General features: G+C 63.7%; 21 protein-coding genes. 10 read left to right on the plus strand and 11 right to left on the minus strand.

What is annotated here, in order from left to right; genetic code table 11:
- Positions 1-6: 6 nt before the first annotated feature.
- The 4 genes from AC6JAC_RS10710 to AC6JAC_RS10725 all read right to left on the minus strand — a co-directional run bounded on the left by AC6JAC_RS10710 (position 7) and on the right by AC6JAC_RS10725 (position 3,928).
- Positions 7-1,083: a glycosyltransferase family 4 protein gene (locus AC6JAC_RS10710; RefSeq protein WP_028269133.1), complete on the minus strand. Its 1,077-nt coding sequence runs from the start codon at positions 1,081-1,083 to the stop codon at positions 7-9.
- Positions 1,080-2,009, minus strand: a complete 930-nt coding sequence (locus tag AC6JAC_RS10715; RefSeq protein WP_497964621.1) for an alpha/beta fold hydrolase — start codon at positions 2,007-2,009, stop codon at positions 1,080-1,082. Before AC6JAC_RS10715 ends, AC6JAC_RS10710 begins: the two co-directional genes overlap by 4 nt.
- Positions 2,010-2,020: 11 nt before the next feature.
- The gene (locus tag AC6JAC_RS10720) at positions 2,021-2,896 is read right to left on the minus strand and encodes an aldo/keto reductase (protein WP_028269135.1); all 876 of its coding nucleotides are present in this window, start codon (positions 2,894-2,896) and stop codon (positions 2,021-2,023) included.
- Positions 2,897-2,965: 69 nt separating this feature from the next.
- Entirely contained in the window at positions 2,966-3,928 is a 963-nt protein-coding gene (locus tag AC6JAC_RS10725; RefSeq protein ID WP_028269136.1) for a sugar-binding transcriptional regulator, read from the minus strand.
- Positions 3,929-4,050: 122 nt separating this feature from the next.
- Between AC6JAC_RS10725 and AC6JAC_RS10730 the strand changes: the two genes are divergently transcribed.
- The 6 genes from AC6JAC_RS10730 to AC6JAC_RS10755 all read left to right on the plus strand — a co-directional run bounded on the left by AC6JAC_RS10730 (position 4,051) and on the right by AC6JAC_RS10755 (position 12,538).
- A complete protein-coding gene (locus tag AC6JAC_RS10730) occupies positions 4,051-5,841 on the plus strand; it encodes a glycerol-3-phosphate dehydrogenase/oxidase (RefSeq protein ID WP_497964623.1) in 1,791 nt (596 codons plus the stop codon).
- 162 nt (positions 5,842-6,003) lie between these two features.
- On the plus strand, positions 6,004-6,753 hold the full coding sequence (locus tag AC6JAC_RS10735) for an MIP/aquaporin family protein (protein ID WP_028269138.1): 750 nt from the start codon (positions 6,004-6,006) through the stop codon (positions 6,751-6,753).
- A 61-nt stretch (positions 6,754-6,814) separates the two neighbouring features.
- Entirely contained in the window at positions 6,815-8,329 is a 1,515-nt protein-coding gene (glpK, locus tag AC6JAC_RS10740) for a glycerol kinase GlpK (RefSeq protein ID WP_028269139.1), read from the plus strand.
- 361 nt (positions 8,330-8,690) lie between these two features.
- Positions 8,691-11,222 carry a leucine--tRNA ligase gene (gene leuS / locus AC6JAC_RS10745; protein ID WP_497964626.1) on the plus strand — a complete coding sequence of 844 codons (2,532 nt, stop codon included), beginning with the start codon at positions 8,691-8,693 and terminating at the stop codon, positions 11,220-11,222.
- A 69-nt stretch (positions 11,223-11,291) separates the two neighbouring features.
- A complete protein-coding gene (locus AC6JAC_RS10750) occupies positions 11,292-12,293 on the plus strand; it encodes a DegV family protein (protein WP_497964628.1) in 1,002 nt (333 codons plus the stop codon).
- 59 nt (positions 12,294-12,352) lie between these two features.
- Positions 12,353-12,538, plus strand: a complete 186-nt coding sequence (locus tag AC6JAC_RS10755) for a hypothetical protein (protein WP_028269142.1) — start codon at positions 12,353-12,355, stop codon at positions 12,536-12,538.
- 18 nt (positions 12,539-12,556) lie between these two features.
- Here AC6JAC_RS10755 and AC6JAC_RS10760 read toward each other — a convergent pair whose 3' ends face one another.
- Positions 12,557-13,027, minus strand: a complete 471-nt coding sequence (locus AC6JAC_RS10760; protein WP_156037034.1) for a hypothetical protein — start codon at positions 13,025-13,027, stop codon at positions 12,557-12,559.
- Between the two features lie 199 nt (positions 13,028-13,226).
- Between AC6JAC_RS10760 and AC6JAC_RS10765 the strand changes: the two genes are divergently transcribed.
- Positions 13,227-14,168 (plus strand): helix-hairpin-helix domain-containing protein, encoded by a 942-nt coding sequence (locus AC6JAC_RS10765; protein ID WP_497964630.1) that lies wholly within the window; start codon positions 13,227-13,229, stop codon positions 14,166-14,168.
- Between the two features lies 1 nt (position 14,169).
- Entirely contained in the window at positions 14,170-15,411 is a 1,242-nt protein-coding gene (locus tag AC6JAC_RS10770) for a hypothetical protein (protein ID WP_497964632.1), read from the plus strand.
- Between the two features lie 334 nt (positions 15,412-15,745).
- Here the strand turns inward: AC6JAC_RS10770 and AC6JAC_RS10775 are convergent, their stop codons facing one another.
- The 3 genes from AC6JAC_RS10775 to AC6JAC_RS10785 all read right to left on the minus strand — a co-directional run bounded on the left by AC6JAC_RS10775 (position 15,746) and on the right by AC6JAC_RS10785 (position 17,719).
- Positions 15,746-15,973, minus strand: a complete 228-nt coding sequence (locus tag AC6JAC_RS10775; RefSeq protein ID WP_307312472.1) for a hypothetical protein — start codon at positions 15,971-15,973, stop codon at positions 15,746-15,748.
- 11 nt (positions 15,974-15,984) lie between these two features.
- A complete protein-coding gene (locus AC6JAC_RS10780) occupies positions 15,985-17,394 on the minus strand; it encodes a hypothetical protein (protein WP_497964634.1) in 1,410 nt (469 codons plus the stop codon).
- 175 nt (positions 17,395-17,569) lie between these two features.
- Complete coding sequence (locus AC6JAC_RS10785; protein ID WP_497964636.1) at positions 17,570-17,719, minus strand: hypothetical protein; 150 nt, start codon at positions 17,717-17,719, stop codon at positions 17,570-17,572.
- A 51-nt stretch (positions 17,720-17,770) separates the two neighbouring features.
- On the opposite strand from AC6JAC_RS10785, the gene AC6JAC_RS10790 reads away from it, so the two are divergent.
- Positions 17,771-18,472: an HIRAN domain-containing protein gene (locus tag AC6JAC_RS10790; protein ID WP_497964638.1), complete on the plus strand. Its 702-nt coding sequence runs from the start codon at positions 17,771-17,773 to the stop codon at positions 18,470-18,472.
- A gap of 190 nt (positions 18,473-18,662) precedes the next feature.
- Complete coding sequence (locus AC6JAC_RS10795) at positions 18,663-19,718, plus strand: DUF805 domain-containing protein (RefSeq protein WP_497964640.1); 1,056 nt, start codon at positions 18,663-18,665, stop codon at positions 19,716-19,718.
- Between the two features lie 258 nt (positions 19,719-19,976).
- On the opposite strand, the gene AC6JAC_RS10800 is transcribed toward AC6JAC_RS10795, so the two are convergent.
- From AC6JAC_RS10800 to AC6JAC_RS10810, 3 genes are all read right to left on the minus strand, one after another.
- Positions 19,977-21,227: an IS256 family transposase gene (locus AC6JAC_RS10800; RefSeq protein WP_497966804.1), complete on the minus strand. Its 1,251-nt coding sequence runs from the start codon at positions 21,225-21,227 to the stop codon at positions 19,977-19,979.
- Positions 21,228-21,303: 76 nt separating this feature from the next.
- The gene (locus tag AC6JAC_RS10805; RefSeq protein ID WP_497964642.1) at positions 21,304-21,753 is read right to left on the minus strand and encodes a hypothetical protein; all 450 of its coding nucleotides are present in this window, start codon (positions 21,751-21,753) and stop codon (positions 21,304-21,306) included.
- Positions 21,754-21,776: 23 nt separating this feature from the next.
- Positions 21,777-22,685, minus strand: a complete 909-nt coding sequence (locus tag AC6JAC_RS10810; protein ID WP_497964644.1) for a TIR domain-containing protein — start codon at positions 22,683-22,685, stop codon at positions 21,777-21,779.
- Between the last annotated feature and the right edge of the window lie 513 nt (positions 22,686-23,198).

The raw sequence follows: 23,198 nt of genomic DNA on the forward strand, positions 1-23,198 counted from the left end.
CCGGCCTCAGCGCCTGCTGATCCGGGCGGCCTCTTCGGCCAGGTCCACGAGTTGCCGGGCGGAGTGGTCCCAGCTGAATTCCGCAGCCCGTTCCACGGAACGGCGTGACAGCGCCTTCCACACCTCCGCCTGTTCCAGCCGCCGCACCGCTTCGGCGAACTCGGACGGGGAATCCGGGTGGACGTACGTCACGGCGTCCTGCCCCACTTCGCGGAAGATCGGGATGTCACTGGCGATGACGGGCGTGCCGTGGGACATGGCCTCCACGAGCGGCAGTCCGTAGCCTTCCGCGCGTGAGAGGCTGATCAGGGCAGTGGTCCGGGCCAGCAGGGCCTCGTACTCGGCATCCGTCACGCCGTTATGGAAGACGACTTCCGCTCCCGGCGGCACCAGGGCCTCGAGTTCCGCCCGGCGCTGCGGCGTGATGCGGCTGAGGAGATGGAGCGTCATGCCGGGCAGGTCGGCCATTCCCCGCACCATGGTGTCCACGTTTTTGTACGGCATGAACGAACCCATGTAGAGCAGGGTGGGGTCCGCGCCGGCACCGGGGTCGCGGGGCGTGTGGCCGTGCTGCGGAGCGTTGCCCACAATCCGGACCGGCCGCTTCGTCAGGCGGTATTTGGCAATCAGGGCTTCGGTGGTGCGGCTGATGGTGGCCACCACATCCGCCCGGTTCAGGAGCAGCCGCTGCGGCCAGAACGCCTTGTGGTAAAGGCGCCACAGCACTCGGACCGGGGCAGGCAGGAAGCCTGGCGGAGCGGGGTGCTCGTAGTAGATGAGGTCGTGAAGGGTTAGGACCAGGCCGTACTTCCGGCCCAACGTCCCCATCGTCTGCATCGGGCACACCACCACGTCGGCGCCAAGCTTGTTGACCTTGGCGGCCACGAAGAGCTCCGCGGGGGAGAGCGGGCTGTTGATCATCGTGTAGGGCACGTCCGGGAGCAGGGCCAGCTGCCGGGGATCGCTGACGAGCATCGAGACGTCGGCGATCTTGGCCGTGGCGGCGATCAGGCTGGCCCCGTACCTGCTGATTCCGTCGTGGTGGTCCAGGCGGGTGAAGCGGGCATCGATAATGATTTTCACGCGGGATGGTCCTTCAGGAAGCGTCTGATGTAGCCGGCGGCCGGTTCGGGTGTCTCATAGTGGATAAGGTGCCCCACACCCGGAATGACCTCGAGGGTGCCGTCCGGCAGGAGGGCCTTCAGCTTGTGCTGGTCCGGGAGCATCGCAATCTCGTCCTTTTCCCCGGCAACCAGCAGCACCGGAAGGGCCAGGTCCGCAGCAACTTCGGAGACGTTGCTGCCCACGGACGCCTTGAAGGACTCAAGCAGGCTGTCCCGGTTGGCAAAGGCCGAGAAGTACGCGCTGTGCTGGCCGTGGATAAAGCGACGGAGCTGCTTGTCCCTGGTCTTTGCCATGGCCACGCTCATGACCCTGACAATGAGCCTGCTGCGGAGCAGGTACAGGCCCAGGGCGCGGGGGAGCCTGGCAGAGGCCTCGTAGTAGAAGACTGCCAGTTTGGTCATGACGCCCTTGGGCCCCTCCAGTGCCGGCGCGGCAATGGGATTGATGAGGATGAGCGGGAACACGGCGCCGGGGTTGGCCGCCACGAAATGGCTGGCAATGATGGATCCGAAGGAGTGTCCCAGCAGCACCGTTTCCGGACCCAGGCCCATGGCGGTCATGAAGTCGCGGATGAACTGCCCGTACCGCGCGACGCTGTGCTCACCATCGGTGAACGCACCGGAGCTGCCGAAACCGGGCAGGTCGGGCATGATCAACCGCATGTCGGGGAGCTGGTCCGCAACCCGGAGCAGGCCGTGGTGGTCCCCGCGGAATCCGTGGATCACCAGGATCGTCCTGGTCTCAGCTGTGACGGTAAGCGGCTCGTACACCCAGTAGTCCACAGTGCAGCCATCCAGGTCCACGCTGGCGGCCCGCGTCCTGTCGTCCAGTGCGCTGCTGAAAAGGTGCAGGGCCTGTGCCGGTCCTGTGTCCACTTGTTCCATGGTGTCGAATCCTAGTTGACGTTGTCCGGGTGGGAGCCTGTGCGCTGGTTGCGTTCCAGGGCGGCAAGGGCGGCCATGTCCGAGGCGTCCAGGGTAAAGCCGAAGACATCAAGGTTTTCCCGGATCCGGGTGTAGGAGCTGGCTTTAGGAATGACCACGTTGCCCAGCTGCACGTGCCACCGCAGGACGATCTGGGCCGCGGTCCGGCGGTGCGCCGCTGCCAGCTCCACAACCACTGGATCCTCGAGCACCTGCCCCCGGCCCAGCGGGCTCCAGGCCTCCGTGCGGATGCCAAGCCGGTCATGCAGGCCCCGGAGTTCGTCCTGCTGCAGCCAGGGATGAAGTTCCACCTGGTTCACGGCGGGGACCACTTCGGCCGTCTCGAGCAGGCGCTCCAGGTGGGCAGGCTGGAAGTTGGAAACTCCGATGGCCCGGATCCGCCCCTCGCGGTACAGGGTTTCCATGGCCCGGTAACTTTCGGTGAAGAGTCCGCGGCGGGCGCAAGGCCAATGGATGAGGTAGAGGTCGATGTATTCCAGGCCGAGGTTGGACATCGAGGTCTGGAAGGCCCGCATCGTTGCGTCGTAGCCGTGGTCGTCATTCCACACCTTCGTGGTGACGAAGAGGTCCTCCCGGGAGAGCGACGGCGCCGCCTCGCCGGAGCCGCCGCCGGCTCCGCTGCCGCCGAAGCCGGAGAGGGCGCCGATGGCCTTGCCCACCCCGGTTTCATTTCCGTACATGGACGCAGTGTCGAAGTGCCGGTAGCCGGCTTCGAGGGCCATGGTCACCAGGCCGGCAGCGTCCGCCGGGGGAACCTTGTAGAGCCCGAAGCCCAGCTGGTCGATCAGCACACCGTTGTTGAGGCTTAGCCGGGGCGAGGTTTTCATAGCACTGACTCTACCGACTCCCCGCGGCAGGCTCCCCGGGACAGGCCGTGAAGCCTGCCGCTGCCGGCGTCACGACAACCCGTCGAAACTCACCAGGCGCCGCGCCATGGCTTCATCGAGGATCAGGTCGGTGGCGAGCCCGGCAGCGAGCGCGCCGCGCAGTCCGTTGATCTTCGAGGCTCCTGATACGACGCAGATCCGCCGCCGGACCTGCCGCAGCTGTGCCAGCGCCGGGCCGGTGGACCGTTCGTTGAGCGTGATGCCGTCGGAGGAACCGTCGCCGCGGAAGAACACGGTGGCAACGTCACCCACCACGTCCGAGCTGGCCAGAATGTTCAGGTCGTTCTCGTCGAGGTAGCCGCCGGCATAGACGTGGCTCGGGTAGTCGGCGTCCACTGATCCCACACCGAAAATGGCAATGCTCATGCGTGACTGCAAATCCAGGATGCGCTGGACGCTGCGCTCATTCCACATGGCGGTCTTCGTGGCGGCGTGGTCAAAAAACGCCGGAACGGGAAACTGTTCAACACGCGCCCCGTAGGCGCTGCCGAACCTGCGCATGATGTCGCTGGCGTAGGTAATGCCGGTGGTCTGCATGTTGCCCGCGCCGTTGAGCTGGACGATCACGCTGTCGTGGGTGATCTTGCGGGTCAGGTGGCGGCTGACCGCGCTGAGGGTGGATCCCCACGCGACGCCGATGATCGCGTTTGAGTCGACCAGCGGACCGATGGTCCGTGCAGCCTGCATGGCCACCCTGTCAAGTGTCTCCGCCTCATTCAGGGTGTCCACCACCGGAACGACGTGCACATCGACGCGGTATTGGGCGCGGATCATGTTCTCCAGTTCGGGTCCCGTGTCGAGCGGATTGCGGATCTGGATCTGCACCAGGCCGGTTTCCCGGGCAGTCGATAAAAGCCGGGAAACCGTGGATCTCGAGGTCCGGAGCTCCCTGGCTATGGCGTCCATCGTGAGGTCCTGGAGGTAATACAGTTGTGCAGCCCTGAGGGCTTCTGAGTGGCGTGAACGCGGCATTGGGCTTCCGTTCTGCACGTTTGTGCATAGTGCTTGACTCCATTTTCCATTAGTCCAAACAATAGTGGTGAACGGCGCCGCGCTGAGGCGTGCCGCACAGAACCAAACCCAAAGGAGCAGATTTGGGAACCAACGATTCATCCGGCCATCCGTCTTCCAGCCGCCAGCGGTCCTCAGTGCAGAGCCTGCGAAAGCGGCCCCGCGCGCAGGTCCTGATCATCGGCGGCGGAATCAACGGAGTGGGCACGTTCCGCGATCTGGCACTACAGGGCGTCGATGTTGCGCTCGTCGAACGCGGAGACTACTGCCAGGGGGCCAGCGGTGCATCGTCGCACATGATCCACGGCGGAATCCGGTACCTCGAAAACGGTGAGTTCCGCCTGGTCCAGGAGTCCGTTGTCGAACGCAACAGGCTGCTGCGCATTGCCCCCCACTACGTCAAGCCGCTCCAGACCACTATTCCCATCTTCAGCACCTTCTCCGGCGTGCTGTCTGCGCCGCTGCGGTTCCTGACCCACAAGCAGCAGGGCAAGCCGAAAGAACGCGGCGCCTTCCTGATCAAGCTCGGCCTGAGCATGTACGACTTCTTCTCACGCGACGGCGGCACAGTTCCGCGCCACCAGTTCCGCGGCCGGAAGCGCGCCCTGGCGGAACTGCCGCGGCTGCACCCCGGAATCAAGTACGCGGCCACCTATTTCGATGCCTCGGTCCACAACCCCGAGCGGCTCACCCTTGACGTGCTCCAGGACGGCGAAAAGGCCGGCGCCGCGGGTCCGAGTGACGCCCGGGCCAGCAACTACCTTTCGCTCGTGTCCATGGGCGGGGCGGCCGGAAATTCGTCCGGTTCCACGGGCGGCAGCACTGTCCAGCTGCGCGATGAACTCACCCGCGAAGTCTTCGACTTCACGGCGGACGTGATCGTCAACACCACGGGGGCCTGGGTCGACCTGACCAACCAGGCCATGGGTGCTGCCTCCTCCTTCATGGGCGGAACAAAGGGTTCGCACATCGTGCTGGACCACCCCGGGCTGCTCGAGGCCTGCAACGGCCGCGAAATCTTCTTTGAACACACGGACGGCCGGATCGTGCTGATTTACCCGATGGGCGACCGCGTGCTGGTGGGCACCACCGATGTCGATGCGGACATGGCAGAGGATGCCGTCTGCACCGACGCCGAGATCGACTACTTCTTCGACCTGATCGGCCATGTCTTCCCGGACGTCCCGGTGAGCCGGGACCAGATCGTGTACACCTTCGCCGGTGTCCGCCCGCTGCCCCGGCACGACGCCACCCAGCCCGGCTTCGTCAGCCGGGACTACCGGATCGAGCGCGGCGGACAGCATACGTCGGCCGGCGGCGCCGTCGTGCTCAGCCTGGTGGGCGGCAAATGGACCACGTTCCGGGCCCTGGCAGAACACCTGACAAATGACGTGCTCAAGGAACTGGGACTGGAACGGAAAGTCTCGACGGCGAAACTCGCCATCGGCGGCGGCGCCGGCTTCCCGGACACAGCGTCCGGCATCGAACAGTGGATCAAGGCACACATGTCCGCCGGCCGCGACGCTGACCGGATCTCCGGATTGCTGACCCGCTACGGCACCCGCGCCGAAGAAGTCCTGCGCTACCTCGACGCCGGACCGGACCGGCTCCTGCACTCCACCCGCGAACTCAGTGTCCGCGAACTCGAGTTCATGGCCCGCAACGAACAGGTGGGGCACCTCATCGACGTGCTGATCCGGCGCACGTCGCTGGCCTTCCGCGGGCTGGTGACCGGCGAACTGCTCAACGAGGTCGCAGAGGTCCTTGCCGTTCCGCTGGGCTGGGACGCCGCCGCCCGGGCAGCCGAAATCCACTACGCCCAGGAGGTGCTTGAACGCTTCCACGGCGTCCAGGTCCACAGCCTGGTCGCCTAGATAGCTTGCGTGCCCGGGGAGGGAGTGCCCGGGCGCAAGGGCTGCGCGGTTCCGCTGGAGGAACAGCCGGCGCAGCAGCCGGCCGGCAACGCAACAACGTTGCCGGCCCAACAGCCCTTCAAACTCGCGAAGGGCTGACAACAGAAAATAGAGGAGTCAAAGATGTCTCTTGGAATTGTTTTCCTTTCCGAAGTATTCGGAACCGCAATGCTGACCCTGCTGGGTTGCGGCGTTGTGGCAAACGTCGCGCTCAAAGGCACCAAGGGCAACAACGGCGGATTCCTGATGGTCACATGGGGCTGGGGCATTGCAGTCTTCTGCGGTGTTTTCGTGGCTGCCAAGTCCGGCGCACACCTGAATCCCGCCGTCACTTTCGGCCTGCTGCTCAACGGCAAGGCGGAGTATGCTCCCGGCGTCAGCGTCGACTTCGCATCCACACTGACCTACTTCGGCGGTGAATTCCTGGGCGCGTTCCTGGGTGCAGTGGTCATGTGGCTGGCCCACAAGCAGCACTTCGACGCCGAACCGGAACCCGCCAGCAAGCTCGCCGTGTTCTCCACGGGCCCTGCCATCCGCTCCACCCCGTGGAACCTGATCACCGAGATCATCGGCACCTTTGTCCTCGTCTTCGTCATCCTGACCCTCGGCGGGACCCCTTCTGGCCTTGGCCCGCTGGCCGTGGCCCTGCTGGTTGTCGGTATCGGTGTGTCCCTCGGCGGCCCCACCGGCTACGCCATCAACCCCGCCCGCGACCTCGGTCCCCGCATCGCCCACGCACTGCTGCCCATCAAGGGCAAGGGCTCCAGCGACTGGAGCTACTCCTGGATCCCGGTAGTGGGCCCGCTGGTAGGCGGCGGACTCGCCGGCGCCGTCGCAGCAGTAGTGCCGATCATCGCCTCGGCAGCTTCCTGATCCCCGTCCCGCGTTCCAACACCCCCACCAAGCCCTTCAGACAACAGACAAGGACGTCAACATGAACCAGTACGTAATCGCCATCGACCAGGGCACCACCAGCACCCGCGCCATCGTCTTCGACCACAGCGGCAGCATCGTCTCCTCGGGCCAGATGGAACATGAGCAGATCTTCCCGCAGGCAGGCTGGGTGGAACACGACCCCGCCGAAATTTGGAACAACACCCGCGAGGTCATCGCCTCCGCCCTGTCCAAAGCGAACCTGACCCGGCACGATATCGCAGCCGTCGGCATTACCAACCAGCGCGAAACGGCCGTTGTCTGGGACAAGACGACGGGCGAGGCCGTATACAACGCGATCGTCTGGCAGGACACCCGGACCCAGGACATCGTGGACGAGCTGGCCAAGGATGGCGGCCCGGAGCGTTTCAAGCAGAAGGTGGGCCTGCCGCTGGCAACGTACTTCTCCGGCACCAAGATCAAGTGGATCCTGGACAACGTGGAGGGCGCCCGCGCCAAGGCCGAAGCCGGCGACCTGGTCTTCGGCAACACGGACTGCTGGGTCCTGTGGAACCTCACGGGCGGAGTGGACGGCGGCGTGCACGTCACCGACGTCACCAACGCCTCCCGGACCATGTTCATGGACCTTGACACGCTGTCCTGGGACCAGGAGATCCTGGATGCCTTCGGCGTTCCGGCCTCCATGATGCCTGCCATCAAGTCATCCTCCGAGGTCTACGGCACGGTCCACACTTCACAGCTCCTCCGTGAAACGCCGGTTGCCGGCATCCTTGGCGACCAGCAGGCGGCCACCTTCGGCCAGGCGGCGTTTGAGGCCGGCGAGGCCAAGAACACGTACGGCACCGGCTGCTTCCTGATCTTCAACACCGGGGAGGAAATCGTCCACTCCAAGAACGGCCTGCTGACCACTGTGGGCTACAAGCTGGGGGACGCTGCTCCGCACTATGCGCTGGAAGGCTCCATCGCCGTCACCGGATCCCTCATCCAGTGGCTGCGGGACAACCTCGGGTTGATCAGCAGTGCCCCGGAAGTGGAAACGCTCGCCGCCTCGGTCAAGGACAACGGCGGCGTGTACATCGTTCCGGCGTTCTCGGGACTGTTCGCACCGTACTGGCGGTCCGATGCCCGCGGCGCCATCGTGGGCCTGACCCGTTTCGTCAACAGGAACCACATCGCCCGTGCGGCGCTGGAGGCCACCGCCTTCCAGACCCGTGAGGTGCTCGACGCCGTCAACGCGGACTCCGGTGTTCCGCTGACGGAGTTGAAGGTCGACGGCGGCATGGTCGCCAACGACGCCCTGATGCAGTTCCAGGCGGACATCCTGGGCGTTCCGGTGATCCGGCCGAAGGTCGTGGAAACCACCGCCCTCGGTGCCGCCTACGCCGCCGGCCTGGCCGTCGGCTTCTGGAAGGACCTGGGAGAGTGCTCGGCCAACTGGTCCGAGGACAAGCGCTGGGAACCGCAGATGGACGCAGGGGAGCGGGACCGCCAGATGCGCCTCTGGAAGAAGGCCGTGACGAAGTCCATGGACTGGGTCGACGAGGACGTGAAGTAGACCCGGCGAGCCTATGCCTTCGCTGTTAAGGGGGCCCCGTCGGCTTCGCGGACGCCCGAAGCCGCTCCCGGGCCCCCTTAACAGCTCGGCATGTCCGAGCCGGTCGATTCAGCCGCTCGTGGCGACTTACGTTTAGGTGATGGTGGAGGTGCGCTAAAGTAGTTCTATGCGTGCGATCCTTCTGCTTAGCTAGCCGCGCGGTATCCCGACCAAGTACGGATTGCCGAGCGGCCGCCCCTCCATGTCGAGGGGCTTTTGTGTGTCTGGGGCTATCTCCCGGCCGCAAGCAGGGGATCAGGGGCCGGGGCGGACAGGACGCCAGGGCCGTACGAAAAGCGGTACAGAACAGAAGAGGGCAGCAGTGAGCGTTCAGCCGGAGACAGAGACCGGAACAGCAGCAGTCGCGACCGAAGGTCCCGAGGAGGGCACCTACAGCTTTGCCGCGATGGAGGCCAAATGGCCGCAGGTGTGGGAAGACCTCAAGGTGTTCACGCCCGTCGATGACGGTTCCCGGGAGCGCCGCTATGTCCTCGACATGTTCCCTTACCCGTCGGGTGACCTGCACATGGGCCACGCTGAAGCGTTTGCCATGGGCGACGTCGTGGCGCGGTACCTGCGCCAGAAGGGCTTTGACGTCCTGCACCCGATCGGCTGGGACTCCTTCGGCCTGCCCGCGGAAAACGCAGCCATCAAGCGCAACGCGCACCCCAGCGAGTGGACGTACGCCAACATCGACACCCAGGCGGCGTCTTTCAAGCGCTACGCGATCTCCGCTGACTGGTCGCGCCGCCTGCACACCTCGGACCCGGGGTACTACCGCTGGACCCAGTGGCTGTTCAAGCGCTTCTATGAGCGCGGCCTGGCCTACCGGAAGGACTCCCCGGTCAACTGGTGCCCCAAGGACCAGACCGTGCTGGCAAACGAACAGGTGGTCAACGGCGCCTGCGAACGCTGTGGCACCGCCGTGACCAAGAAGTCCCTGAACCAGTGGTACTTCAAGATCACCGACTATGCCGACCGCCTGCTGGACGATATGGACGAGCTGCGCGGCCACTGGCCCGAGCGCGTCCTGGCCATGCAGAAGAACTGGATCGGGCGCTCCGAAGGTGCGCACGTCAACTTCGTGATCGAAGCCGACGGCGGCAAGCCGGCCAAGGACGTTACCGTCTTCACCACCCGCCCGGACACCCTGTACGGAGCCACGTTCTTCGTGGTCGCGGCAGATGCGCCGCTGGCAGTGGAACTGGTCACGGACGAGCACGCCGCAGCCCTGGACGCCTACCGCGAACAGGTCAAGGCACTGTCCGAAATCGAGCGGCAGTCCACCGAACGGGAAAAGACGGGCGTCTTCACCGGCCGTTACGCCGTCAACCCCCTGAACGGCGAAAAACTGCCGGTGTGGGCAGCGGACTATGTCCTGGCTGACTACGGCACCGGCGCCATCATGGCTGTCCCCGCCCATGACCAGCGCGACCTGGACTTCGCCAAGACCTTCGACCTGCCCGTCCGCGCCGTGCTGGACACGGGAGAAGACGACCCCGCAGTCACCGGGACGGCGACGGCGGGGGAGGGAACCCTGATCAACTCGGGTGTTCTCGACGGCCTGCCCAAGGCGGAGGCCATCCCCGCCGCGATCGACATCCTGGAGAAGCAGGGCACCGGCGAAAAGTTCGTCAACTTCCGGCTGCGCGACTGGCTGCTCAGCCGCCAGCGCTTCTGGGGCACGCCCATCCCGATCATCCACTGCCCGGCCTGCGGCGAGGTTCCTGTTCCCGACGAACAGCTGCCCGTCACCCTGCCGGCCGACCTGCGCGGCGAAGACCTGTCCCCGAAGGGCACGTCCCCGCTGGCGGCCGCCGAAGCCTGGGTCAACGTTGAGTGCCCCAACTGCCACGGCCCTGCCAAGCGCGACACCGACACCATGGACACGTTCGTTGACTCGTCCTGGTACTTCCTGCGGTTCGTTTCCCCGCAGTACACCGAGGGTCCCTTCGACCCGGAGAAGATCAACGACTGGATGCCGGTGGGGCAGTACGTGGGCGGCGTGGAACATGCCATCCTGCACCTGCTGTACGCACGGTTCTTCACCAAGGTCATCCACGACCTCGGGATGATCGACGCCGACGAGCCGTTCAGCGCACTGCTCAACCAGGGCCAGGTCCTCAACGGGGGCAAGGCCATGAGCAAGTCCCTGGGCAACGGTGTTGACCTCGGTGAGCAGCTGGACAAGTACGGCGTGGACGCCGTGCGTCTCACCATGATCTTCGCCTCCCCGCCGGAGGACGACGTCGACTGGGCGGACGTGTCGCCGTCGGGCTCCGCGAAGTTCCTGGCCCGGGCCTGGCGCCTGGCGCAGGACGTCACCAGCGCGCCCGGAACGGATGCCGCCCAGGGAGACCGTGCGCTGCGCTCCGTCACGCACCGCACCATCGCCGACGCCGCCGCACTGCTGGACAGCAACAAGTTCAACGTTGTGGTGGCCAAGCTGATGGAGCTGGTCAACGCGACCCGCAAGACGATAGATGCAGCTGCCGGCGCGGGCGGCGCGGATCCTGCGGTCCGCGAAGCGGCGGAAGTCGTAGCGGTCATCCTGAGCCTCTTTGCGCCCTACACGGCCGAGGACATGTGGAACGTGCTGGGGCATCCCGCCTCGGTGGCGAACGCCGGCTGGCCATCGCACGACGAAGCCCTCCTGGTGCAGGACACTGTCACCGCGGTGGTCCAGGTCCAGGGCAAGGTCCGCGACCGCCTGGAGGTCTCCCCGGAGATCGGCGAGGACGAGCTGCGTGAACTGGCCCTCGCATCGGAAAATGTCCAGCGCGCCCTCGACGGGCGGGGTATCCGCACGGTCATCGTGCGAGCCCCTAAACTGGTCAACATCGTCCCGGCTTAGCCGGGGCACCGGCCGCCGGCAATGCCGGCGGCCGGTCATCGCGTTTGGCCGGAATAGCAGGGGGACACCGTGAACGACCGGGAACCGGCCGGCTGGCCGTGGCTGAAGGAACGGCTGGTCCGCCTGCGGCCGGCCCCCCGACCGGGAGCTACCCCGGAGGTGGTGGCGGCCGCCGTCGTGCGCACTGCGGTGGTGACCGATTCCGCAGCGGCGCTTCCGGCCGACTGGGTCGGCGACTTCGCCGCCGACGGCCGGCTGACTGTGGTTCCCATGCCCGTCATGGTGGGGCCGGAGATTTACGGCGAAGGCGAAGACGACATCACCGAGACCATTGCGGTGGCGCTGGCCACGGGCACTCCGGTCAAGACGTCACGGCCGTCGCCCGGCCAGTTTGAGCAGGCCTATCTTGCGGCGCAGCGCCGCGGCTTCGAAGCGGTGGTCTCCGTTCATATCTCGGGAGCACTTTCCGGCACGGCGGACTCTGCCAGGCTCGCGGCATCGCGCGTGGGCATCCCCGTGGAAGTGCTCGACTCGAAGACGGTGGGCATGGCGCTGGGCATGGGTGTGCAGAGCGCGGTGGTCGCGGCGGCAGACGGCCGGGGAGCCGCTGACGTGCGTGCCTTTGCGGAAGAACGGCTGGCGCGTACCAGGGTGTATTTCTATGTACCCAGCCTGGAGCAGCTCCGCCGCGGCGGCCGGATCGGAGCGGCGGCATCCCTGTGGGGGACAATGCTGGCCATCAAACCGATCCTCGCCGTGGACGACGGGAAGATCGTTCCGCTGGAAAAGGTCAGGTCCGCCGCGCGGGCCGTGGCGCGCCTCGAGGAAATTGTGGTGGCGGATGCCGCCGCGCGTCCTGACGGCCAGGCGCGCCTGGCCGTCCACCACTTCGGCAATCCCGGGGAAGCCGCTGAGCTTGCGGAACGGCTGGCGGCCTCGCTCCCGGGCATACCCCCGGCGCAGATCAGTTCGCTGCCCGCCGTCCTCGCCGCCCACGCGGGGCTGGGTGTCCTCGCCGTGATCGTGGGGGAGAGCAGTACACCGCACAAGGAACCCGCTCTGGCCCAATAGCGGCGCCGGTAGTACAGTCTCCCCACCAAGCAGGCTCCCTACCGAGCAAGGAGGCTTCGATGACAATGCAGGTGCACCACGTGGCGCAGTTCGACAAGGACGTGTCCGAAGAAGTGACGAACTGGCTGAAGTACCTCAAGGGCCAGGTGACCAGCGTCCAGTTCCTCACCACGACGGTGCCTGATCCGAAGGCGCCTGACGCATGGCGGGTCCAGTACGAGGCCTACATCACGTACCAGAAATAGCCAGCCGGAGGGTCCGGGTCAGGGGCTGCAGGTCACCGTGTCACGGTTGTAGCGGCTTTTCTCGAGCACGCTGATGCTGTCCGACACCACGGTGCAGGAGGCGCCGTCGGGGAACGTGTAGACACTCGTCGCGCCGGTTTTGATGACGTTCGCGTCGAAAGACCACGGGCTTTCATAGTAGGCAAACACGCTGACGAACTTGTGGGTATTGTCCACTGTGATGGTTTCGCCGTCGGGGGAGATCTGGGTGGCACTCACCTCACCGCTTCCCTGGAAGACGGCGACTCCGCTCGGCGTATGAACCTCGATGTGCCGTTCAGTGCCCGTCTGGCAAAACGTCCAGCCGGAAAGTTCATCCGTGACACACGACGAGTATTCGGTGAACTGGGTCCCTTCACTCCCTGCCGCGCCGGCCGGTGCCGCGCCGCACGCCAGCAGTAACCCCAGGCCCACCCCGCATCCGGAAAAGAGCACAGACTTTTTTGACATCGTGACCGCCCCCAAAGTTCAGACCATTCCCCGGATTCGGGGCAGGGCAAAATCGTAAGGCTGCGGTGCCTCCCGGTCAATATGTAAATTCAATGGTGAAAAGACCGGGCGTTGTCCCGGTGACCTGCTGTGCGTCCGCTTTCCACATACGGCCCTTCCGCAGTGTCCGTTCCCGCAGTGTTCTCCTAGCGTGGCGGGTATGTCACGCCGGAACGCGGAAGCGGGAGCACCTGCCGCGGCCACCCGTGCGCGGCGGCGACTGACGGCCTCCCTTGGACCGGCCGCCGGCGATGCCAGGGGCGGGCCAGGAACAGCCGGGGGTATTGGACAGGGGCTGCTGGAGCACGGAGCTCCCGGCCAGGGAACTTTCACGTACGACGGCGGTGCGCGGCCGGATCCGGAAGCGGCTGACGCCGCCGCCGGTGGCGGGGCCGCCGGACCCGCGAAGTTCAGGTGGCGCACGGGCATCCGCGTTGCCGTGCTGCTGGGAATCGTGAGCCTCCTGCTGGGCGGCTGGTTCTGGTGGGACGTGGCCGGCAGCCGTGCACAGGTGGTCCCGCTGAGCGACATCAGCAGCACGGACGCCGGCGGGCAGCCGGAAGCAGGCCCAAGGGCAGAGGACCCGGGAGAGACCGGCGGGACGTCAGAAGGAGGGCGGGCTTCCGATCCTTCCTCTGGAAGGAAAATCGTGGTCCATATCGCGGGGGCTGTGAACAAGGCCGGCGTTGTGGAACTGCCGGACGGTAGCCGGATCCACGAAGCAATCGCTGCCGCGGGTGGGAGCACGGACACCGCTGACCTGGAACGGCTGAACCTGGCCGCCGTGCTGACCGATGGCCAGAAGATCCATGTTCCCCGGTTGGGGGATCCCGCGGACGTCACCGGAACGGCGGGCAGCGAACCGGGGTCCGATGGAACAGGCTCCGGTGGACAGGGAGCAGGCACTGCCAAAGTCGACCTGAATACGGCCTCCGTGGAGGAGCTGGGGGCACTGCCCCGGGTAGGGCCAGTCCTGGCCCAGCGCATCTTTGATTGGCGGAAGGAGCACGGTCGGTTCAGTGCCGTGGAGGAACTCGACGCCGTGGACGGCGTCGGCCCCAAGATGCTGGAAACGCTATTGCCTCTCGTGCGGGTGTCCTGAGATGGGCAGCCCCAGTCCGTGGCAGCGCTTCGTCGACGCAGCCGTCCGGGGCCGGCAGGACGAGGCCTTCCGGCCGCGGCCGGACCCTCCCCGCGACCCGACTTCGGGGTTTCCACGTACGCCGGGCGTACGCTCCGCCGGCATCATCGGCATCGTGCCCCGGACGTCGGCCGGACTGCGGGACATGGTTGCCGCCCGCCTTCTTCCCCGGCCGGAGGACAGGGCACGGGGAGCCGGGAAACCTGCTGCGTCCGGAACCGGCAGCAAACCACGGCGCAGGACTGACCTGCGCCTGGCACCTCCGGCCCTCCTCACCTGGGCGGCCGCCGTCGGGGGTGTCTGGTTGCCGTTGCCCGGACTCTGCGCGGTGATCGGGGGACTGCTCCTGGCGGCAATGGTGCTGCTGGTGGTGATCCGCCGGCGCCGGGGGATGACCCACGGGTCCGGGCTGGTGCCGCGCAGCTTCCTGACCACCCTTGCCGTTGCCCTGGTGCTATCGGCAGCCGTCGCGTCCCACTCGGCGGTAGCAGCGTCGCAGAAGCATGACGGACCCGTCGCCGACGCGGTGACGGCCCGTTCCGCAGTAGTGGTTGAGGCGGAGATAGAAGGCTCGCCGCGCGAACTCAAGGTTCCCGGCCGCGCCGGGTCCGGCCGGTGGGCTGTGCAGGCGACAGTTTTCATGATCATCGCCAACGGCCGCCTCATCAGGGGTGATGCGCACGTGCTGATCGTCGGCGGTGACGATTGGCAGCACGTGGTCCCCGGTCAGCGGGTCCGGACCACAGGAAAACTGCAGCCGGCCGACGCCGGCCAGGCGCAGGCGGGCACGCTGTCCGCCACTACCGGCCCGGCCACCACTGCTGCCCCCTCGGCATGGCGGGAAGAACCTGTCGCGCTCCGCAGCGGGTTTGCCGCCGCCGCGGAATGGATCGGCGGAGATGCCCGCGGCTTACTGCCCGGAATGGTCACGGGTGATACGGGCTTCCTCGATGAACAGCTGGAGAGTGCCATGAAGACTGTCGGCATGACCCACCTGACCGCCGTGAGCGGCAAGAAGATTTGCAATTTTATATGGGTCGAGAATCGGGCGATTTCGCTCATTCCCGCAGGTCAAAGCATTTTCTTCTACCCATCTCCGGCTAATAGTTTGTGGCCACCAATGTTCAATTTGAGGTATTCGATGCGCCAACGGATTTCAATCAGCCGCGAACGGCTGCTGACCAGCGTCGGGCCGGGTCCTTGAGAGCCGCACCCTGGGGGAGTACGCCGGGTCAACGTCGCTGAGGTTCGGTCCGGTGAAGACAATGAGCCGGCGGCCGAAGTCTCGAGCACGACAGGGCCCGGCCCGGCGGAGACGTCGACGGCATCATCATTGTCTTCCGCCCAAGGCTGCGCGCCCGGTTCACGGCGCACCCTGGGTAGGAGCCCACCGTCTGCACATAATGATGTTCCACGAACCTGCAGTTGCTCAGCGGCTCATATCAAACTGGTCGGAGCAAGGCTCCCTTGAAGCTCGACGGGACCGTCTACTTTTGGCTAATAACTGGGGCGCGCTGATGGGGCACGTGCCAAGGCACCTAGCGGGTGGCGCGCCTCAGCGCTGCTATTTCTTGACGTAGATCCTCAACGACATAGTCCCGTATTTCTTCAAAACCCATGTAGACACTTTCGTCCAGAATAGAGCCACCGCCAGATCGAATCTCTATATCCGAAGGCGAAGCGACATCCTCGCGCTTGGTCTCTCCCACAACGAACTCTTTTCGATCGCCTGCCGGCGTTCGGGGCTGTCTATGCAGCGTACTCATTGTGACCCTCCTCACGTTGGTTTCATAGTCATGCTATACCTTGGCGTAGTCTTGTAACCCCTGAATATGCTCCACGCGTAGACCGCCATTAGGCCTGTTCCGATATATATGCAGATCCATATGACGTGCCATACGAGGGGAGCGACGGGAACCGCGGCGAGCACTGCCATCATGACGAGAACAGCCGCGCAGGCCAGAACGATTCGCCGTAGTGGTGCCAAGAGTACGGTCACAAGGGGATGCTCCGGCTTACGGCTCATCCAAGAGAGCATGAGCGCTGGAGCGATCAGGATGATGGAAGCTGCAGGAGACGGAATGATGGCTTCCGGACGAAGGACCTCTCTGTCGAAGCAACGAGCAATGATGGTGGCGACAACGAGTATGGAAGAAATGATTGCTGCCCATTTCGCGAACCTGTACAGGCCTTCCTTGGAAGGCATCGTGTGCGCCCAAACTTCACCCTCGAAATCCGATCTCTCGGGGTTGAGAAACGCATGAGCAACTCGGCGGTCGGGAGGCAATGTCCTGCGATCGGCCTGCCGCAACACCTGCTTGTGGTCAAATGCTAGGAAGAGAAACTGCTTTATACACAGACCACTAGGGAGTTCCAGCTCCATGTGCTGGCTTTCAGCAAACCCGAAGTCGGGGAGTTTGAAGTGGAATCGTATTTGCGTCCCCCAACTTGGCACCTCTTTTATGTCAGAGGACGACGTCTCCTGGTCTAGTGAGTATTTGATTTCCTGGTCTAGTGAGTACTTGAGTGTTGTCCGTGTTCCGACGTACTTACTATCTATCTCGACCAAGAATATGTAATGTCCTACCAAGCGGCTTGCAAAAACGTCAAGGACTATTAGGCGTCGTTTGTCCCGAGCTGTGAGGCTGTCTGTATCAAGGGACCTTTCCTTCCACGCTTTGTATGCCTCGTGAACTGCATGAGCGCTGCCTGGTTCGGCTGCCACAATGCTCTGAAATACTCGGGCTTCATCCTCAGCCGTGGCGGAGCTTTTACGGGGAAAGTCTTTTACTGCGGCCTGAAGCAACTTAAATGCCAAGGCAGAATTTTCTCGCTTTCCAAGTACCGCAAGCCCCGTTGAATCTTGTTTGGCATCAAGCCGCTGTATAGCACCTTTACGCATCATTCCTAGCGGAACGATGATCCGGTTTCGAGAAGCAGCTGCGATTGCATAAGCCTCGGGCATCGTGATATCCACGGAGACGAAACGTCGGGTGGATCCCTCCAAGTCAAGCCTCAATGCGTCCACGCGCCGGTGCGCCCATGTGCGTGAATTGATCAGAAGATAGAGCAGCTGAAGGGCGGCCAACTCGTCGCCGAGTTGAGCGGCCTCTTCCTGTCTGCCGCCGCCCGGACGAACGGCGTTCAGTGCCCGGCCTAATGGAAGCAAAAGTTGACGATACCCCATCAAATTAGGATTACACATACTGGCATCGCGGAACACTACCTTGAGCCACGCACGTCTAGGACTCTGCAAACAAGGGAGATTCTGCATAAAGTATCAGCGCACGTCAGGGGCGCATTGCATACCTATCTGACAACTTTGGCTATTTGAGTTGGGCGAAAGATCTCGGGCGACCTCGTTAGGCAGCGATGGCTCGTTCGACATAAGCCGAGACGTGGACATGTATGTCGGTTTCATGGTCAAGGAGCCATTGCAGGACGATGCCGTCCATCATGGCGGTGAGTAGCCGCAGTTCGATTTCGATCTGTGCAGGGGAACAATCGGTCAATACCAGAGTGCAGGACGACCCGCCCATCGGCTGACAAGATACAGTCAATGCATGGGGATATGGGGCAAGCTGAAGGCAGCCTTTGGCGGGACAACAGAACCTGTGACGGTTTCGGAGCCGGATCTGTCATTCGTAACGCCGGAACCGGCACGCGCACTTGCCGTGGTTGTGGAGCCAGTGCGTGGCGAACCCGGGGTGCGATCTCAGCGCCCGGCGGAAGTGCGCAACTACGAGGCGGAGAAGGCCATGGCGACGGCCGCGGGCCAAAGCGCCAAGAGCTATCGCGCGGGCTATGTTCCGCCGGCAGCTGCCAAGAGCCAACTTGTGGCGGGTCCCGACGGTATGCCGACCCTTAGGTTGGTACCCTCGAACAACGGCCTCGACTTGGCCTTGCCCGACGGGGAGTTGGTTGACTACAAGATCCTCGCCCTGCGGCACTTTCGGATTTTCGCGTTCCGCGTGGTTGGCATGGGCTTTTACGAAGACCCAAACAAGCCCTTCAAGTTCCGGAACGGCCAGCGTGTTCGAGTAGTCCGGGAACCCGACAACGAACACGACGCCAACGCCGTCGCCATCTACGCCGGGCGGCCCGCGAAGAAAATCGGCTACGTGAACAAGCAGCGGGCCGCATGGCTCGCAAAACTACTGGACGCCGGTCAGGAGTTGGACGGCATCATTATCCAGAGCAAAGCCGCTTCCCCACGCGTCCTCCTGACTACTCCCGAAATGCTGGCGCATCTTCAACGCGACTGACGCTTGAACGACGACGGCCCCGCCCCTGGTGAAGAACATAAGACGGGACAGGGGAGCTCGTTGCAGGGATCTGGAGGTAGTCCGTGCTGCTCAAATGGGTCAGACTCTATTCGAGGACGTTGTGCTTCGCGGATTGACGTTCTGTCCATGTAAGCGAATTAACAATGACTGTCAATGGTTCGGGGAGGCAATGGTGCATTTCGTCGGGGCAGTGGGGTCAGCATTCAAGCGAGCTGGCGATTTCAGGGGACGCTCATCGAGGTCAGAGTACTGGTACTTCTTTTTGCTCAATCTCATGATCCAAGTCAGCGCATTTGCCTTGGACTACGCGGGCGCGTACCCAGTGTTTACCACCGTGGCCGCCGTCTGGTCCCTGATTGCATTGGTCCCCGGACTGTCTCTCTTCATCCGGCGACTCCGAGATGGTGGTTACTCTCCCTGGATGTCGCTCTTTGCGCTGGCCGGCCCCCTGGGTGCTGTCGTGTTCCTTGTTCTGCTCTGCCAGCCTTCGGCTGCCGACAAACCTGCCGCTATAGGCAGCCACACGCCACTTGCGGCTAATGCTGTTCCTTCGGGTCTGAGTGGCCGGCAGGAACTTCCTGACCACGAATCGAAGAGCCGCGGCAGCGCGTTGCTCCTTGGATTCTGCCTCGTGGCGACACTGGCAATAGTCCTAGGGTCGGTATCGTTCGCGGCAACGCAGGCATCGATGCGCGAAGCGGAGGTTCAGGCAGACACAAGCCGTGCCGCCGCCGCAGCTTCATCCAGGGCGGCCGCCGCAGCATCGGCCTCCGCAAGCGCAGACGCCGCACGTCAAGCTGCGGCGGCGGCCGAGGCAAGCCGTCTCGCGAAAGCAGCACAGGAGCAAAGGGAAGCCGAGGCAAGCCGGAGTGCGGCGGCCAGCCAAGCGGCCGACGCTATTGCGCGAGCCTATGCCGCTGCTCGCGACAAGCTTGTTGCGGAAGGGTGGTACGAGGGCCCGGATGGAGTGTTCTATCAGTGGGTTCCTGCTGATCAAGTGAAGTGTCCTCCGTATCAGCGGTGCGTTCAGCTCAAGGTCACAACCCCCAACGGTTGCCCCAACGGAGTCGCTGTTCAGGCGAGCGAGTTGACCGCGGGATCTGTCACCGGCTCTGCCGCTGCCTACAGCTCTGGATTCCTGGCGGGGCAAAACGCGCTTGTAACCCTAACGACGTATGACGCCAACGCTGATGATGTCTCGATCAAGAAGATGACCTGTCAGTGAACAGTCCAGCCTCAGCCTTACGTCGCATTTCTCTCCACGGGATGAAGCTGTTCACTGAATTATTCCCTCATCACCAAGGAATTGAAACGTCCCGCTACCAAGGGCTGAGACGCTAACCAGTGATCCAGCAGTGCCGCATCACGTCCCCTCACCGCACATGATCGGACTTTCCACGACTCCTGGTCTTCTAGTGATGTTGCCCTACACAGCGAATGGGGACTGTCCGATAAACGGTGTGTGGAGTCCGGCCGGTTTTCATTATTGAGTGGTTCTTTCGAACCGGCCAGCGAAGGTAATAGCGAACGCGTTTAGCGCAGGCTTCCACCTCATCACCCAGCGTGCACGGCCACCGCCGGTTGGATCAAGAGATCTGGTGACCAGGTATAGGCATTTCAGGGCAGCGGTCTCGTTCGGAAAGTGCCCGCGGGCCCTCACCGCCCTTCGGTAGCGTGCGTTGATCGACTCGATCGCGTTCGTCGTGCAGATGACCCGTCGGATCTCCACGTCGTACTCCAGGAAGGGCACGAATTCGGCCCAGGAGGATTCCCAGAGCCGCACGATGGCCGGATACCGCTGGCCCCACTCGGCAGTGAATTCGGCGAACCGGTCCTTCGCCGCCTGCTCGGACGGGGCCGTGTAAACGGGCTTAAGCGCCTTAACGATCCCGTCGCGGTGCTGGCGTCCGGCGTAGCGGAAGCTGTTGCGGATCAGGTGCACGATGCACTGCTGCACCACCGTCCGCTCCCACGTGGTCGTGATCGCCTCCGGCAGGCCCTTGAGCCCATCGCAGACGGCGATCAACACATCTTCCACGCCCCGGTTCTTCAGCTCCGAGAAGACCTGCAGCCAGAACCGGGCACCCTCGCCACCGTCGCCGGCCCAGATGCCCAGAATCTCCCGCTCCCCACTGGTGGTGACCCCCATAACGACATAGAACGGGGTGTTGCGCACCTGCCCGTCACGGACCTTGACCACGACCGCATCAACGAACAGCACCGGATAGACCGAATCCAAAGGCCGGGCCGACCATTCGGCCAGCTCCGAGGCGACTTTCTCCGTGATGCGGCTGATGGTGTCCTTAGAGACCTTAGCCCCGTAAACCTCCTCGAAGTGCGCGGCGATTTCCCCCGTGGTCAGCCCTCGGGCAGAGAGGGAGAGCACGATCTGATCGATCCCGTCCAGACGCCGTTTCCGCTTGGGCACGATCACCGGCGCGAACGAGCCGTCCCGATCCCGGGGCACCTCAATCTCGACCGGACCGATCTCGGTCAACACGGTCTTTGACCTGGTGCCGTTACGCATGTTGGCTGCGATCGGTGTCTGGCCATGCTCGTGGCCGAGGTGCTCTGTCAGCTCGGCTTCCAGAGCGGTCTCCAGCACATTCCTCGTGAGCTGGTTCAGCAGCCCGCCCGGGCCTACCAGGCTCACGCCCTGCTCCCTGGCCTGCGCGAGCAACCGCTCCGCAAGCTCCTTCTGATCGATGATCTCTCCCGTCACAGGATCGATCATCACCCCTGCCATCTCGGACGTGGACTCTGACACGGCCGTCTCCTTTCGGATCAGGCCGGACCCCACACACCGTTATTCAGACAGTCCCAGCGAATGCGTTGCCGCAAACCAGGCAGTGGAAGGGACCAGATTGTTTGGCCTCTGGCACTTTGATTGGCTCATAGGCATGGCATGGTGAGGTGATGATCACCATGTCGTCAGGTTCCGTTAGGGGCATGGGTTCGTCGGGTGTGTCCAAACGACCCGTCCTCTTGATTGAAAAGTTCTTGCTCCTGGTCTCTTTAAATATCTTGTCCAGCTCGTCGTCCAGCTCCCGCAGTGCAGCAGGCATGGCGACACCTTGAATGTAGGCCAGTTGATCTTGGGTCCACCACGAGTCCATGCTCGCAGGTTGTCCGCAGAGCGGACACCAGTATGAGTCAGGAACTGAGTGTTGTTCTGCTTCTTCGTTCGCTGGGCCGTGATGCCATTTGAACTGCTGCTCACAGCTTGGGCATTCACGGCGCAGGAAGCCGTCGCGGTCCAAGGGGAGGGGTTTCGATAGGTCCATTACGTAGCTGCGTTCACGAATTCGGTTAGCTCGATGGCTGTCCCATCGGCTGTTTTTGCAGTGATATTGACGTTGAAGTAGGACTTGGAACTGTCCCCGATGCTCGATGGCATCCGCTTCATGATGACGACTGATTTTCCCGAGGGCAGTCGGGGCACGGGGAGTTCATCGGCATCACGATACAGGTGCCTGTCTTCCCCGTCGGCGGGGTGGGCGTCCAATTCGTAGACGTCGCCCGGGCCGTAGTTCGTCACGATGATGTCGCCAAGCTTGCTGCCACCGCGATCGCTGAATCGCGCTGAGAGCCGGGGCAGGCCCGATGCCGTCGATGAGGGCAGCTTCCTTCCAAGCGGCAGGCCACTCCCAGGAGGCGTCGGCGGGGTGAGGTCGCCGGCGTTGTGCCAGTCCACGCCATCTAAGTTGACGGCGCATCCGGCGTTCCTTAGACGGGTGGCGAGATCCTGCCGCTTGGCCACGGAATTATCCAGCCGGACCGTGTGGCGTCCATGGATGTCGCTGAAGACCTTGATCTGCCCAAGCTCGGCAATGACGGTGCGGTCCGGATTGCGCCCCATGGCCATGCCTGCTTCGTACAGGACGTTCGGCCGTGGCTGCATCTGCGCGGTGCACTCTGGGTCCCCGGCGTAAGTAAGGGATTCGTGAAGGTACGCGATGTCGTCGGGGGTTTGAAGGACCACTATGGCCTGTGCAGCGTTGAAGGCCGCGTCAAGGACGTCACCGATGTAGGGGGAGGCCTGTCCCGTCATTGCCAGCGCCTGGGACCATTCGATCGGTTCCAAGCCGATGGACCTGAGAAAATCGAACAAGCCCCTCCTGGCTGGTTCGTTCCGTCCATGAATGACGAAAACCTTCCTAGGGTCAGCCTCTGTCTGCATATCCTCCCGCATACTTTGAGGATAGCCGCGAAGGAAGCAGCAAAACGTCACCGACACCACGCCTGGCCTTCCAGCCCATGAGCCGTCTCGGATGGGCGCTTGAAAAAGAATGCCGCCCGCGCTTAGGCAGGTCGGCCAGATTCAGCGCGACCTTGCGGGGCCGGCGACTCCATCGCAGTGCCGGAGAATCGCCAACACATGAGTATGTGGTGGCGAGGGCGATATTGGCGTGCTGGCACGGATCTGAAGCTCGCTTTTCGCTCGTTTACGAGCACATCACTAACCGATACACACTCCTCCGGGGATATGTCCCTAACTGAGTATGCACAGGAGCAGTGGCTGACCGTTCGTCAAATAGACGCTGATGCGTCCGGAATCGGCTGTCTGCGTCTCATCCACGAGTGCGCTTACGCGCTGACCTGCGCTGATAGGGAGTGATGTCTACCGCCTTCGGGCGCTTGGAGTGTCGAAACAACCAAAATCGGTTCGTGCACGGTGGTGTGTCTCCGCGGAACTCATCGGCTC

The sequence above is a fragment of the Arthrobacter sp. KUASC02 genome (assembly GCF_059739395.1).